Here is a 14,418-nt window from a genome sequence, read left to right as displayed (position 1 = left end):
AATGCAGGCTGTGAGTTTCGGATCAGCCTGCCGAGGACGCGAATGCATTCTGCTCCGGCACGCTGACGGTGGGAGGCATCGGGTGAAGGTCTAGACGGCGACCGGCCTTGAGTAGTTGACTCGGGACGTCGTGCCCGATGAGTCCAGGAAGCCTTGCTGACGCAGCCATGATGGCAGCGAGGTCGATACCCGTGTCGTATCCATCAAGCTCTAGCATGTGAACGAGCTCTTCTGTGCATACGTTTCCGGTGGCGCCGGGCGCGTAGGGGCAGCCGCCCAAGCCAGGTAGACGTTGATCGCTGTCTGTGTGCTACGGACGAGGCCGATGACGTCTGAGAGCTGGGCGAATGACTGCTCCCGCGACATCCTGAGGTTGGTGCGATTGTGGCTCTCGCTGACAGACATGACGAGGTTGACCTCATCAACGCTACACGAGAGCGCGCGTTCTGCGCCACGTACGTTGGGCACCAGAACCGTGTACACAACGCCTTCATGACGGGAAATGCGGTGCATCACGGCTTCGGCGTCTCGAAGGGCCGGAATGGCTTTGGGTGACGTAAAGGATGTCACTTCGACCTTCGCATAGCCGCACTCGCTCAGTGCGTTGATGAGACTTACTTTTTCATCAGTCTCAACGTACTTTGCCTCGTTTTGGAATCCGTCGCGCGTCGCAACTTCCTGGATGAAAACCCTCTTGGCATCCATGATGGTGTTTTCCTTCTTGAATGAGCTTGGGAAAGCCGGCCCTGTCTTCGGCAACTTGAGCTCTTGCTGCTCAATTGAAATCGGGGCCACGCTGAAGCTCAAGGTGGAGTGCTTCTTCATCCAGAAGCTTCTCCCATTTGGCGACGACAATCGTGGCGATCCCATTCCCAATGACGTTCACGATTGCGCCGCCTTCTGAAATGAAGCGGTAGACGCCAAGCACGAGCACCAAGCCTGCGACGGGGAACCCCGGGATCGAGCCGAGGGTGGCAGCTAGTACGATGAATGCACCGCCACTCACGCTCGCCGCGCCCTTCGAGGTCAACAGGAGAATGGCCAGCAGGGTAACTTGGTGGCCGAAAGACAGATATGTGTCGGTTGCCTGCGCGATGAAGATTGCAAGGACGGTCATGTTGATGCAGCTTCCGTCCAGATTGAAGGAATAGCCCGATGGAACGACAAGGCCGACTGCTGACTTGTCGCAACCGAGGCGCTCCAACTTTGCCATCAGCCTGGGAAGCGCAGACTCTGAGGATGATGTCCCAAGGACAATCAGCAGCTCTTCGCGGATGTACCGGAGGAAGCTGAACAAGCCGAAACCAGTTAGGCGGCATACCGCACCCAAAACAATCACGACAAACAGCACCGCAGTCAGGTAATACGTGACAAGCAGTTGGCCATATGATGCCAACGACCCAATGCCGTACTTGCCGATCGTGAATGCGATTGCTCCGAAGGCACCCAATGGCGATACGTACATGACGATACGTACCATGTTGAAGAAGGTGTTCGCAGCCGAGTCGATCACGTCCAACATCGGCTTGCCTCGTTCACCAAGCATTTGCAGAGCAAACGCAAAGATGATGGAGATGAACAACACCTGCAGAAGGTCACCTTCCGCAAATGCCCCAATCACGGTGTGAGGAATGATGTGGGAGAGGTAGCCGACCACCGTTTGCTCATGGGCGGCCTTGGTGTAGGTTGCAATAGACGAAGCATCAAGCGTCGATGGGTCTACGTGCATTCCGACGCCGGGCTTCATGATGTTGACAACCAGCAAGCCTATGGCCAGGGCCAGTGTTGTCATGACCTCGAAGTAGATGAGGGCTTTGCCGCCAAGGCGCCCCACCGCCTTTATGTCCCGCATGCTTGCGATGCCATGCACGACGGTGCAGAAGATTAGCGGTGCGACCATCAACTTCACCAGCTTCAGGAAGTTGTCGCCAAGCGGCTTCATGGCTTGGGCGGCATTGGGGTAGATGTGTCCCATAATAATGCCGATTGCTACGGCAATGAGCACCTGGACATAGAGGTGGCTGTACCACTTCTTGTGCGGGCGTTCGTCTGGCACGCCGGCGGGAATGGCCGAATCGACTGTGGGCATGTCTGTCTCCTGCTACTGTGCCCGGCGGGTAATTCCGCTCGTTAGGGCGGTATTTTTTTACAGATGCCTACATCCGAGAATCAGTTATCGGTCAACAACCCTTTCCTTCTGGGAAAAGCTACTGAGGGCGATTACTATAGGAGCGGACGCGAATACGAGAGAATTTTTGTGCTTAAGCCAACACATTTCGACCTTCAATCCCTTCGAATCTTTCTGCTCGTCGCAGAGAACGGCGGCGTAACCCGTGCGTCGGAAAAGGCGCATATGACGCTATCGGCGGTTAGCAAGCGGATAGCGGAACTGGAGCGAACAGTGGATTGCCCATTGTTTTTTAGGCTCCCTAGGGGCTTGATGCTCACTTCTGCCGGCCATGAGTTGGTGCGACACGCCAAGAGTGTCTTGGAGACCGTGAATGAGATGTCGAGCGCTATGAGTGACTTTGCCGTTGGGGTCCGCGGACATGTTCGGGTGTGGGCCAACACATCTGCGGTAGTACAGTTCCTGCCCAATGACTTAGCTGCCTTTCTTGAGCGCGAGCCTCTCATCCGAATCAGCTTGGAAGAGAAACTGAGCTACGAGGTGGTCGAGGCGGTGATGAGAGGTGTTGCTGACATTGGGGTGTTCGCAGACAACGTACATGCGCCGGGTATACAAAAGTTCGCTTATCGCAAGGATGTGCTAGTAGTCCTTGTGCCTGCCGACCATCCGCTCGCAGATCGAGCTGAGGTACAGTTTGCTGACACTTTGGACTTCGACTTCGTTGGGCTGAACCAGGGCAGCTCCCTTTTGAACCGGATGACGGAAGCAGCGGCGGCGCTTGAGCGAATATTGAAACTCAGGATCCAGGTGACTAGTTTCGACGGCATTTGCCGCATGATAGAAGCGGGGCACGGCATTGGCCTCCTACCCGCGGGTGCAGTGCGTGAAGAAATACTCGTTGCAGGTCTACGTGCCGTCCGTCTGGCGGACCCTTGGGCCGTGCGTTCGCTATGGCTAGGCGTGCGCGATTTGCATGCTCTTCAACCAGAAGCAAACAAGCTTCTCCAGCATTTGAGCGGTATTGAGCTCAATGCTAAGACGCCCCAGTAGTGACTTGCCGACGTTTTCGAGTTGGGAAAGGGTGGTTGAACATACGGCCATTTTCCCATTGCCGTAATGAAAGGATGATATTGCCTATCTAAAGTAGGCGGCTGGCGAAGCGGTCTTGACGGTGTATGGTTTCAGGAGACGGCAGCCGTCCAACGGTGCGGCAGCAGTTCACCGATGGCGCTAGCGCGCTGGGTCGGCAGTCTGGTCAGCACGTCCGTCAGGTACGCATGCGGATCCAGTCCGTTCAACTGTGCCGAACGCACCAAGCTCATGACCGCGGCCGCCCGTTGTCCTGCTCGTAATGAGCCCGCGAACAGCCAGTTCGAGCGGCCGATCGCCCAAGGTCGGATCTGGTTTTCCACCCAGTTGTTATCGATCGGCGCATTGCCATCGTCGAGGTAGCGCGTGAGCGCTTCCCAGCGTTTGAGGCTGTAATCCAGTGCTTTGGCGATGGCCGATCCGTCTGGCACTTTTTGCCGTTGGCCGATCATCCAGGCATGCAATGCATCGGCCACGGCGTGCGCCTTCTCCTGCCGCATGCGTCGTCGCTCCTCTGGGCTGAGTGTCGCCACCTCGCGCTCAACGTCGTAGAGCATGCCGATGTACGCCAGCGCCTGACCCGACACCTCGCTTTTATGGTTGGCGTGCAGTTCGTAGAACGTAAGCGACCAGTTGTTCCATCTTGAATCGATTGAAGCGATGAAGCATCGTCCACACGAAGGAGGATCGTGGATACGATGGATCAAGTGTCGACAGTTGAGCGGCCGCGCCGGCGGGAGTACAGCGCCGATTTCAAGGCGATGTTCCTGGAACAGGTTCGCACGCCAGGAGCTTCGGTTGCGGGGGTCGCGCTCAGCCACGGGCTGAACCCGAATATGGTGCACCCATGGATGCGCGAGGACCGTCAGCGGCAGATGCTGACGGCGCTGAGCGAGGGCCACGCGTTTGTTCCGCTACAGGTGGACGCCCTGTCCGCAGTCACGGGAGAGGTGCTATCGTGTAAGACGCCGGCGGCGGCAACGCCCGAGACCATCCGCATGGAGATACCGCGCCCAGGCGGCACGCTGGTTGTGCATTGGCCTCTGTCAGCGGCGCAGCAGTTTTCCCAACTGCTTCGGGACTGGCTGCGATGATCCGCATTGACGCGCTGTGGTTGGCCGTCGAACCCATCGACATGCGTGCCGAAAGCGAGCGGTTGCTGGCGCGCGGTGCAGGTCTTCGGCGCAGCTCAGTCTCATCACGCCTACTTGTTCTCGAACGCCCGCCATACGCGCATGAAGCTATTGGTGCATGACGGCTTTGGCGTATGGTGTGCCGCGCGCCGCCTCAACCAGGGACGCTTTACCTGGCCTGCCATACAGGCCGGCGCCACCGGCGCACAACTGACGCAGGCGCAGTTCGACGCCCTGGTGCTCGGTCTGCCCTGGCAGCGCCTGGAGGACCTCCGCGCCATTACGCGGATATGACGATGATCACGGTGCGTTGACAGCATAAATCCGGATGGTAGTAGCGCCCGGTGGCTGGCACGATGGTGCCATGCTGAACCTGCGCCAACTACAAGACCAAGGCCTTCAGGATCTCGCGCCCGAGGACGTCCTGGCACTGGCGCAGCAGATGCTCGCACACATCCAGCAGCAGGAACGCGAGATCAAGCTCAAGGACGTCAAGATCGAGAAGATCACCTTCGAACTGGCGCGACTCAAGGCCTGGAAGTTCGGAGCCAAGACCGAGGCGATGAGCGCCGAGCAGCGCCGCCTGTTTGAGGAGACACTGGCCGAAGACGAGGCCAGTCTGCAAGCGCAGTTGCAGCAGGCCAAGGGCGAGCCCTCTATTGAAGACAACACCAAGTCCAAACGCACGCCCCGTCGCCAGCCCCTTCCGGCGCACCTGCGCCGAGTTGAGCATTACCACGAGCCCGAGGATACTCACTGCTCAACACCGGGCTGTGGACGGACCATGGTACGCGTGGGTGAGGACGTCAGCGAGAAGTTGGATATCGTGCCGGCGGAGTTCTTCGTGCACCGCCACATCTATGGCAAGTGGGCCTGCCGATGCTGCCAACGCCTGGTACAAGAGCCTGTTGAACCGCAAATCATCGACGGCGGCCTACCAGCAGCCGGCTTGGTCGCGCACACGCTGATCAGCCGCTTCGTTGATCACCTGCCGTACTACCGGCAGGAGGCCTAGAGGTGATGCCGTGCAGGTGGGACCGCCTAGTGCTTGCTACCACGCTGAGCCAACCGCTGGCCGAGCGCAGCAGCATGGACTTCATTGATACGCTGGGCTACGACTTCATAGGCCTACCGGAGGCCAGCGCGATTCACAATGTCCTCAAGCGCGCCGCAGAGGATTTGCAGCGTGAGTTGCGCTGGCGCGTGCAGGTCAGCAACTTCGAGACCGCGTGCCGGATGATTGAGGCCAATTCGGCATTGGTGTGCTTCCGGAGAATACCGTCGCTCGCCATGCGGGCACAATGGCGCTGCGGATCATCCGGCTCAATGATGAATGGGCCGAACGCAAGTTGCAAATCTGCGTGTCCGCAACCAATTGTTTAAGCTGGTGCCTGAGCAACTTGCCGCTAGATGGTGACTAAGCAGAGGATCTTCTCGGGGAGCTTGTAGGCCCCTGCGATTCATCAGGTAGTCGCGCAGTGCTGATGGTCTCCGCTCTCAGAGAAACTGATGGTTCACGCAGAGGCAAGCTGTTCTCCGGCAGTCAGCGCAGCGCTTCTCATACTGATAGGACCGCTCAGCGTGGCGCCATGCGGATGGCGCCGTCCAGGCGGATGGTCTCGCCGTTGAGCATGGGGTTCTCCAGGATGTGCAGAGCGGTCGCGCAACGCTGGATATCGCATTCTTGTCGGCGGTGAAGTGCCGGAGGGAAGCGGCGATTTCTTCCCTGTCACGCTTGTGGACAATCCGCCGGATACCGGACGGGTAGTCTGCGAAGAAGCATTTGGCCCGATCCTGCCGCTGATTAAGTTCCGCGACGTGGACGAGGTCATTGCGCGCGCGAACAACAGTGAGTACGGCCTAGGTGGTTCGGTCTGGGGGCGCGACGAGGAGGCCGCTATGGAAGTCGCCCTGCGGCTTAATACCGGTACGGTCTGGGTTAACCAGATTCACACTATCGGGCCCGACAAGCCCATGGCTGGTCACAAGCAATCGGGCGTCGGCATTGAGAACGATGTCGATGGTCTCTTGGAATATACGGTGCCCAGAACGGTGTCGCTGAGGCGATCGCAATAGGAAAAAAATTGGCGGCGGCGGCTCAGGTTTCGTGGCGCCTCACAAGTGGTCCAGCTCGCCATACTCGCCTGGACCATTGCGCCGAGGCTTAGCCAAAAGGGCAGGCTGCGTTGAAGAGGAATGCACACCCGATGTACTACGGAAGAGATGAAGCCGCCGCGGGAAACCGCAGGCTTGCCGGCGATGATAACAAGACGCGAGTCGGCCAGAAGCGAAGCGAGCGACCCGATAGCAATGAGCAGTCGCCAAGGCAAACGAACTGGGCGTGGGCGGCTACGACAGGCACTATGACTGGATGGAATCGCACATCCAGCCTATTCACTACGAATAGCGACCCGGCGGAGTCATTGCTCGCACCTTGGATCCACGGTCCGCGTTCAATCCGCTTCCATCCACACGGCGAGCGCCAAGCTAACTGGCAGGCCTCTTGTCGAGAAGCTCCAGCCTTTTGGCGGCGCAGGCCGGTGTAGGCAGCTGGCAATCTGCGACGACTTCACGGTGTTGCGTTTTCGGCTCTCGAACGATGAGGAAGCGCTGCAGCAGTTGCTGCAGCCCGCTTCAAGGGCAGCCTCTCGGGTTTTAGAGACCACGTAAAGGCGCCCCTCGGTCCTTCCCAAATATCCAGGGGAGTGTCCCGTATGGCGAACCCCGGGTCAGCCCCTTCATGCACCTCCTGCGGCGCGTGTGCCCCAGGAATTCCGAACTCCCCATTATGGCGCGCAAGTGCTGATGCCCCTTGGTTTTTGGGCCCATTTAAGGGCAATCAGCACCACTTATGAGCGTGAGAAGTGTCTTTTAAGGCTCATCAAGAAACGTGATCCTAGTATGTAAATTCTCTATTTCGTACGGCGAGAAATAGTTAATTATGATTCCAGCATGCGAAGGCACGGATCGTACGGCGCGTTGAGTTGGTGGGCGGTCTGTCTGTTGTCTGTCTGCCTGGCTAGCAAGCCACTATGACCGTGCGCACTGGCAAGTTTGGTGCTTCGGCGCTGGCGAAATTGGGAACAGAGACGCTTGTGTTGCAACGCAAGTTGCCCCATCCCCTGCGCTGGCCGCTTTGAGATGTCAAGAATGAGGAGACGATGTGGTCGAAATTAAAAACGTCAGTAAGTGGTACGGCAGCGTCCAGGTGCTTAAGGACTGCTCTACTACTATCAGTAAGGGGGAAGTGGTCGTAGTTTGTGGCCCTTCCGGGTCCGGTAAGAGCACCTTAATCAAGACCGTCAACGCGTTGGAGCCCATTCAGAAAGGCGAGATTGTCGTAAACGGAACCGCTATCAGCGACCCGAAGACCAATCTGCCCAAACTGCGGTCGCAGGTCGGCATGGTCTTCCAGCACTTCGAACTGTTCCCTCACTTGTCAGTCACTGAAAACCTTACCCTGGCACAGGTCAAGGTCCTTGGCCGCAAAAGGAGCGATGCAAAAGTGCGCGGCCTAAGCATGCTTGAGCGAGTAGGACTGTCTGCTCACGCAAGTAAGTATCCCGGCCAGCTGTCCGGCGGTCAGCAGCAACGGGTAGCAATCGCCCGAGCTCTGTGTATGGACCCTGTCGTGATGCTTTTCGACGAACCCACGTCCGCATTGGACCCGGAAATGGTGGGAGAAGTGCTCGATGTGATGGTGCAACTCGCCAATGAAGGCATGACGATGATGTGCGTGACCCATGAGATGGGGTTCGCCAGGAAGGTCGGCGACAGGGTGATCTTCATGGACGCTGGACAAATCATCGAAGATTGCTCCAAAGCTGAATTCTTCGGAACACCCAATGCCAGAACGGTGCGAGCCCAAGATTTTCTGTCGAAAATCCTCCAGCACTGAAAGTAAAACAGATACCAAAATATCAACGGAGACAACAAATGCGTTCACTGAAAAGTACCCTTGCTTTCGCCATTTCCCTGACAGTGACTTCTGCATTTGCTGCAGGACCTGGTGGCACTTTGGAAAAGGTAAAAGAGACCAAGCGCATCGTTATCGGCTTCCAGGAGGCGTCGGTGCCTTTTAGCTATCTCGATGCGAACCAGAAGCCTGCTGGCTTTACAGTTGATATCTGCATGAAGATCGTGGACGCCGTGAAGCGCGAGCTGAACCAGCCACAAACGGCTGTTGAGTTCACGCCGGTCACTGCTGCGAATCGCATCCCGCTGCTCATCAACGGTACGATCGACCTCAACTGCGCCTCTGCGACTAACAGTGTTGAGCGTCAGAAGCAGGTGGCGTTCACCAACTCTCACTTCCTTACCGCGAGCCGATTTGCGGCGAAGAAATCCTCAAACCTGCGCAAGATTGAGGATCTGAAGGGGAAAACAGTCGTTTCGGTGGCTGGGTCTACCAACATCAACCAACTCAACAAGATCAATGTCGAGCGCAATCTCGGCATGAACATTGTTTCGGCTAAGGACCAACTCGAGGCCTTCCTGATGCTAGAGACCGGGCGCGCTCAGGCCTACGTTCTGGACGATGTGCAACTGGCTGTTGCCATCGCGCGTTCCAAGGATCCCGCTGCGTACGCAATCAGTGACGACGCATTCTCCAAACCTGAGCCGTACGGGATTATGCTCCGTAAGGATGATCCCGCCTTCAAGGCTTTGGTGGACCGCGTGACTGCCGGAATTTACCAGAGCCCTGAAATTGACACACTGTACAAGAAGTGGTTCCAGGCGCCCGTCCCACCCAGTGGCATCAACTTTAACTATCCGATGTCCCAGGCTCTGCGCAACGCCTACCAGAAGCCCAGCAGCAGTGCGGATCCGGACGCCTACGTTCGTTAAAGGCCAGTATCTTAGGAAGCGAACATGAACTACCACTGGAACTGGGGCATTTTCTTTGAGCCGTCTCCGGACGGTGCCGGCACCTACCTGTACACCCTCTATCTTGGCCTGCGCTGGACCTTGGCGACGGCACTAAGTGCGTGGGTCATCGCGCTCGTTGTTGGCTCGGTCATCGGCATCATGCGAACGTTGCCGTCGCCCGCCGCGCAGCGCGTAGGTCGTGCTTGGGTCGAGCTTTTCCGTAATGTGCCGCTGTTGATGCAGCTTTTCCTGTGGTACTTCGTGTTGCCAGAAGTGCTGCCGGGAAAGGCGGGCGAGTGGCTTAAGCAGCTGCCGAATGCACCGTTCTTCACAGCGGTAATGGGCATTGGCTTTTATATGTCGGCGCGTGTTGCCGAGCAGCTACGCTCAGGCATCGGTTCCATTTCGCGTGGGCAACGATACGCAGGCATGGCACTCGGGTTCAGCACGCTGCAGACCTATCGCTACGTCCTACTGCCAGTGGCTTGGCGCATCATACTCCCCCCACTCACGTCTGACTTTTTGAGCACGATTAAGAATACGTCTGTGGCGTTGACCATCGGCTTGGTGGAACTTACCTCTAGGGCGTATGCAATTCAGGAGCAGTCCTTCCAGTTCTTCGAGGCCTTTTCCGCGGCCACTATCACGTATCTGCTCCTGAACCTCTTGGTTACGTCAGGAATGCGCATGCTGGAACGGAAGCTCGCTGTTCCCGGCTACAGCACGGGGAAATGACATGTTAGGCGATTTCGATTTCGGCATCATCGGGCGCTCGCTCGGTTACCTTTTCGTGCAAGGGATGAGTGTAACGCTCTCTCTGACGGCTCTGGCCACTATCGGTGGACTGTTGCTCGGCACACTGCTGGCACTAGCGAGACTCTCCTCGAATCGCATTGTGTCGACCGTGGCTCAAAGCTACGTGAACACGATGCGTTCCTTGCCGCTGCTGCTGGTTATTTTCTGGTTCTATTTCCTCGTGCCAATCTTGGTAGGGTGGGCCACCGGCGCAAGCCGGCCGGTTTCGGTGGGTGGATTCGCCTCAGCGTTGATTACTTTTACATTATTTGAGGCAGCTTATTTTTGCGAAATCATGCGAGCCGGGATTCAATCCGTTTCGCGAGGTCAGTTGGCGGCCGGGTTCGCGTTGGGAATGACGTATCGGCAGGTGATGGGGACAGTGGTGCTTCCACAAGCCTTCCGAAACATGCTGCCTGTTCTGTTCACTCAAACAATCATTCTCTTCCAGGACACCTCCTTGGTGTACGTCCTTTCACTTACCGACTTTTTGGGCGCGGCATCAAAGATCGCGCAGCGCGATGGAAGGATTGTGGAGCTATATCTATTCGCTGCAGTTGTCTATTTCCTCATATCATTCGGAGCGTCCAGCTTGGTGAAGCGCGTTCAAACAAAGGTCGCAATCATCCGGTGACGGGAAATTTAAAGAATAAATTTCTATAAAATATTGCCATGCAAGACTCATTTTCCTTTTCAAATATTCAACAGGCGGCTGACCGGCTGAAGGGACGTGTCGTTCGCACACCCGTACTTGAGTCGCCGATGCTCAACCAGGCCGCGGGATGCCGGGTGCTCGTGAAAGCCGAATCCTTGCAGCGCACTGGCGCCTTCAAGTATCGCGGTGCTCTAAACAAGTTGCTTTCGCTACCCTCCGACATCCAGAAACGTGGAATCGTAGCGTTCTCCTCGGGAAATCATGGGCATGCCGTCGCAGCAGCCGCGGCCGAAGTTGGATGCCCTGCAGTCATCGTGCTGCCGAAGGACGCCGCCGCCATCAAGATTGAGAATTGTCGTTGGTGGGGCGCCGAGATCGTGCTGTACGATCCCAACACCGAGGACCGTGAAGAGGTCGGCCGTAGCATTGCCGGTCCGCGAAATATGCTCGTGGTACCGCCGTTCGACGACTACGACATCATCGCCGGTCAGGGTACGGCAGGTTTGGAGTTGGCTGAGCAACTCGATGAGCAAGGCATTCGACCGGACGCGTTCGTTGTGCCTTGCAGCGGTGGTGGCCTGGCATCGGGTACCACCACAGCCATGAAGCATGTCTACCCAGACCTTCAGTGCTTCTTTGTCGAGCCCGCTGGCCTGGAGAAGATGGCGCCTTCCCTGCGTGAAGGTGCACCACAGAAGCGCCCCGCCGGCCCCCCAACGGTGATGGATGGATTGAGCGGCCCCATTGTTGGAACCCGCACGTCGCAAGTGCTTGGGGCATGCGAACCGAGGGGCCTCAGCGTCTCCGATGAGGAGGTTCTCGATGCAATGTCAATGGCCTTTCGCTACCTCAAGCTCGTTCTTGAGCCCGCGGGTGCAGCCACACTAGCAGCCGTTCTGCGGCGCAAAGCGGACTTCGAAGGCAAATCGGTCGCGATCGTATGCTCAGGCGGCAACGTCGACCCCTCAATCTTCATACAAGCCCTCAATGCATCCTGAAGCCAGACTAGCGGCGGTCGGCCTGAGTCTGCCGAGCCCCATTCCGCCGTCCGAGCATTACGTGCCATTTCGTATCGCCGGAAATGTGCTGTATGTGTCTGGTCATGGCCCGCGCAGACCAGATGGCAGTTATGTCATCGGATGCCTGTCAGCAGGCGAAGATGTAGCGATGGGCTACGAAGCCGCACGTCAAGTTGCTTTGCAGATGCTGGCCACGGTCAAGCTTGCTCTGGGCGACCTGGACAGAGTGGAAAGCGTGCTGAAGGCTCTCGGCATGGTTCATGCCACGCCCGACTTCACTCTTCACCCGAAGGTGATCAACGGCTTCTCCGAAGTGCTGACCACTGCTTTCGGCGATGCTGGGCGCCATGCGCGTTCAGCGGTCGGGATGGCATCTCTCCCGCACGGGATGGTCGTTGAAGTCGAAGCAATCTTCCTGGTGCGCGACGGGTCTGCCTAGTTCCTGAAAGCAAAATTGGTGGTGCTCGGTGTCGGCGTGGCCGACACCGACGCCGCCTTCCATCTTGCGCGCCGATATCAGGTCGCCTGTATCAGCTAGCGGCGCTGCGATAGTTGGCAAACCGTTGTTGCATATAGGAGTTACTTCCGCGCGCTAGTCGGCATGTGTCGGCTTTGCGGTGCTATGCCAACCTGGTTGCCCGCAGTGCAAACGAACACAAACCGAGGGTCCCCTCGAGGTTCAATCCGCGACGACAGCCTTATTATAGCGCCTCATCGTACCCTGGTAGCTTCGCTTCCCCATGCGCTAGGGATGTACGTCTAGGCCGAACATTGCATACACTTGGATCCCACCACCCGCTGACGAGTGCCAACTCAAGAGCGGCTCTCTAGTGTTGAGCCACGTTGAATGGCGAGTGGGGCAGTAGACCGAAGCCCGATGCCCCACTCGCGACAACCTTCGTCCCGTGCTCCCCGTTCACTTTCGCGGGGGGTGCCGGCGGGCCGCGCCTCCATCCTATTTTGACGGGGGCGTCTTGGTGCTGATATTCACCGCGCGCAAGAAGTCAAAGTCGACCCCCTTATCCGCTTGCAGAACCGACTCTAAAAAGAGCTTGCGATAACCGCGGTCCGCTTTGGGTTCGATGATCGGCTTGTGCTGTCGGCGGTTTTCAAGCTCTTCATTGGAGATGAGGACGCTAATTTCCCGCGACTTCACACTCAGACGAATTCGGTCACCGTTCTGGATATATGCCAGAGGTCCGCCTACTGCGGCTTCGGGAGTGACGTGCAGAACGATAGTCCCGAATGCAGTGCCGCTCATACGCCCGTCGGATATCCGCACCATGTCCTTAACCCCGAGGCGAGCCAGTTTCTTCGGGATGGGAATGTACCCGGCTTCCGGCATACCAGGAGCTCCTTTGGGGCCGATGTTCTTCAGAACGAGAACGTCGTCCGGCTGAACGTCCAGGTCTTCGGTATCGACGCGGTTCATCAAGTCTCCTGAGTTTTCGAAGACCACGGCACGCCCTTCATGCTCCATCAGGGATTCGTTGGCCGCGGATTGTTTGATGATGGCGCCACCCGGTGCGACGTTGCCGTGCAGCACTGCAATACCACCTTGCGGGTATATCGGATTATCGAGAGACTTCACTACGTCTTGCTTGAATTCGGGGCCCGCGTGCTCGATTTCTTCACCCAAAGTTCGACCAGTGACGGTCATCGCCTCGAGGCGCAGCAGTGGCTTGAGGATGCGCAGCAACGTCGCCATCCCACCAGCCTTGTGAAAGTCCTCCATGTAGTGCTCGCCGGACGGTTTCAGGTTCAGCAGTACCGGAGTTTCGCGGCTCATTTGGTCCAAAGCCGCCATATCGATTTCCATCCCGGCACGCCCTGCGATTGCTGCAAGGTGTACAACGCCGTTCGTTGAACCTCCGATTGCGAGCAGGACTCGCATGGCGTTCTCAAAGGCCTCAGGCGTCAAAATCTTGTCGATGGTCAATCGTTCACGTGCCATGGCGACGGCCCGCGTGCCGGTCATTTCCGCGACGCGCATACGGTCTGCCGTAACCGCGGGAGGCGATGCACCGCCCGGAACAGTCATGCCCAGTGCCTCTGCGATGCACGCCATGGTGCTCGCCGTGCCCATTACCGAACAAGTACCGACACTGGCCACGAGTTGATTGTTGATACTGCCGATCTCATCGACGTCAATCTCGTCGGCGCGAAAACGTCCCCAGTGGCGACGGCAGTCAGTACAGGCTCCGACGCGCTCCCCTCTGTGCGCGCCAGTAAGCATCGAACCGGTTATCAATTGGATGGCCGGAATTCCCGCCGAGGCCGCACCCATCAGTTGGGCGGGAACCGTCTTGTCGCATCCGCCAATGAGGACGACCGCGTCCATCGGCTGGGCGCGAATCATCTCCTCCGTGTCCATCGACATCAGGTTCCGGAGGTACATGCTCGTCGGGGACGAGAAGACTTCGTGTATGGAAATCGTCGGAAAATCCATCGGAAGACCGCCCGCGAAAAGGATGCCTCGCTTCACCGCCTCAAGGAGAGCGGGCATATTGCCATGACAGGGGTTGTAAGAACTCCCGCTGTTCACGATGCCAATAACAGGCCGGTCCAGTGCGTCGTCAGTGTAACCGGCGCCCTTGATAAGCGCTTTACGCAGAAAAAGGGAAAAGCCTTGGTCTCCATAGTTCGTGAGTCCTTGGCGCAGGCCGCGCGGACCGGACGTTCCTGGGGTATCTTTGTCGTCTGTGTTCATGATTGCTTTCGGAGTTAGTT

13 protein-coding genes and 4 pseudogenes are annotated in these 14,418 nt (G+C 57.6%); 12 read left to right on the top strand and 5 right to left on the bottom strand.

Annotated features, from left to right (window positions below; all coding sequences use genetic code 11):
• Window positions 1-22 precede the first annotated feature (22 nt).
• Window positions 23-705 (bottom strand): annotated as a pseudogene (locus CNE_RS34770) (hypothetical protein).
• A 70-nt stretch (window positions 706-775) separates the two neighbouring features.
• Window positions 776-2,089 carry a dicarboxylate/amino acid:cation symporter gene (locus CNE_RS34765; RefSeq protein WP_013959447.1) on the bottom strand — a complete coding sequence of 438 codons (1,314 nt, stop codon included), beginning with the start codon at window positions 2,087-2,089 and terminating at the stop codon, window positions 776-778.
• A 168-nt stretch (window positions 2,090-2,257) separates the two neighbouring features.
• Between CNE_RS34765 and CNE_RS34760 the strand changes: the two genes are divergently transcribed.
• Complete coding sequence (locus CNE_RS34760; protein ID WP_041229088.1) at window positions 2,258-3,178, top strand: LysR family transcriptional regulator; 921 nt, start codon at window positions 2,258-2,260, stop codon at window positions 3,176-3,178.
• 131 nt (window positions 3,179-3,309) lie between these two features.
• Here the strand turns inward: CNE_RS34760 and CNE_RS38990 are convergent.
• Window positions 3,310-3,837 (bottom strand): annotated as a pseudogene (locus CNE_RS38990) (IS66 family transposase); the annotation flags it as partial.
• Window positions 3,838-3,915: 78 nt separating this feature from the next.
• On the opposite strand from CNE_RS38990, the gene tnpA reads away from it, so the two are divergent.
• The 4 genes and pseudogenes from tnpA to CNE_RS34735 all read left to right on the top strand — a co-directional run.
• The gene (gene tnpA, locus CNE_RS34750) at window positions 3,916-4,311 is read left to right on the top strand and encodes an IS66-like element accessory protein TnpA (protein ID WP_041229087.1); all 396 of its coding nucleotides are present in this window, start codon (window positions 3,916-3,918) and stop codon (window positions 4,309-4,311) included.
• 45 nt (window positions 4,312-4,356) lie between these two features.
• Window positions 4,357-4,644, top strand: coding sequence for an IS66 family insertion sequence element accessory protein TnpB (gene tnpB / locus CNE_RS41375; protein WP_158310048.1), 288 nt, complete (start codon window positions 4,357-4,359; stop codon window positions 4,642-4,644).
• 34 nt (window positions 4,645-4,678) lie between these two features.
• Entirely contained in the window at window positions 4,679-5,365 is a 687-nt protein-coding gene (locus CNE_RS34740; RefSeq protein WP_013959442.1) for an IS66 family transposase zinc-finger binding domain-containing protein, read from the top strand.
• Window positions 5,359-5,771: pseudogene (locus tag CNE_RS34735) on the top strand (LysR substrate-binding domain-containing protein); the annotation flags it as partial. The gene CNE_RS34740 and the pseudogene CNE_RS34735, both read left to right, overlap by 7 nt.
• A 155-nt stretch (window positions 5,772-5,926) precedes the next feature.
• On the opposite strand, the pseudogene CNE_RS41370 reads toward CNE_RS34735, so the two are convergent.
• Window positions 5,927-6,013 (bottom strand): annotated as a pseudogene (locus tag CNE_RS41370) (3-hydroxyacyl-CoA dehydrogenase); the annotation flags it as partial.
• A 35-nt stretch (window positions 6,014-6,048) separates the two neighbouring features.
• Between CNE_RS41370 and CNE_RS34730 the strand changes: the two are divergent.
• The 7 genes from CNE_RS34730 (at window position 6,049) to CNE_RS34700 (ending at window position 12,127) form a co-directional block, all read left to right on the top strand.
• Window positions 6,049-6,426 (top strand): aldehyde dehydrogenase family protein, encoded by a 378-nt coding sequence (locus CNE_RS34730; RefSeq protein WP_013959440.1) that lies wholly within the window; start codon window positions 6,049-6,051, stop codon window positions 6,424-6,426.
• 1,087 nt (window positions 6,427-7,513) lie between these two features.
• The gene (locus CNE_RS34725; protein ID WP_013959439.1) at window positions 7,514-8,248 is read left to right on the top strand and encodes an amino acid ABC transporter ATP-binding protein; all 735 of its coding nucleotides are present in this window, start codon (window positions 7,514-7,516) and stop codon (window positions 8,246-8,248) included.
• A gap of 38 nt (window positions 8,249-8,286) precedes the next feature.
• Entirely contained in the window at window positions 8,287-9,198 is a 912-nt protein-coding gene (locus CNE_RS34720) for an amino acid ABC transporter substrate-binding protein (protein ID WP_013959438.1), read from the top strand.
• A gap of 24 nt (window positions 9,199-9,222) precedes the next feature.
• On the top strand, window positions 9,223-9,954 hold the full coding sequence (locus tag CNE_RS34715; RefSeq protein WP_013959437.1) for an amino acid ABC transporter permease: 732 nt from the start codon (window positions 9,223-9,225) through the stop codon (window positions 9,952-9,954).
• Between the two features lies 1 nt (window position 9,955).
• A complete protein-coding gene (locus CNE_RS34710) occupies window positions 9,956-10,648 on the top strand; it encodes an amino acid ABC transporter permease (RefSeq protein ID WP_013959436.1) in 693 nt (230 codons plus the stop codon).
• A 38-nt stretch (window positions 10,649-10,686) separates the two neighbouring features.
• A complete protein-coding gene (locus tag CNE_RS34705; protein ID WP_013959435.1) occupies window positions 10,687-11,667 on the top strand; it encodes a threonine ammonia-lyase in 981 nt (326 codons plus the stop codon).
• Window positions 11,657-12,127 (top strand): RidA family protein, encoded by a 471-nt coding sequence (locus CNE_RS34700; RefSeq protein ID WP_013959434.1) that lies wholly within the window; start codon window positions 11,657-11,659, stop codon window positions 12,125-12,127. The genes CNE_RS34705 and CNE_RS34700 overlap by 11 nt, the downstream gene beginning before the upstream one ends.
• Before the next feature lie 516 nt (window positions 12,128-12,643).
• On the opposite strand, the gene CNE_RS34695 is transcribed toward CNE_RS34700, so the two are convergent.
• Window positions 12,644-14,398 (bottom strand): IlvD/Edd family dehydratase, encoded by a 1,755-nt coding sequence (locus CNE_RS34695; protein ID WP_013959433.1) that lies wholly within the window; start codon window positions 14,396-14,398, stop codon window positions 12,644-12,646.
• Window positions 14,399-14,418 lie beyond the last annotated feature (20 nt).

Source organism: Cupriavidus necator N-1 (assembly GCF_000219215.1).
Taxonomy (GTDB): domain Bacteria; phylum Pseudomonadota; class Gammaproteobacteria; order Burkholderiales; family Burkholderiaceae; genus Cupriavidus; species Cupriavidus necator.
Note: the sequence above shows the minus strand (reverse complement) of the source record. Positions and strands in the feature narration are given on the sequence as shown.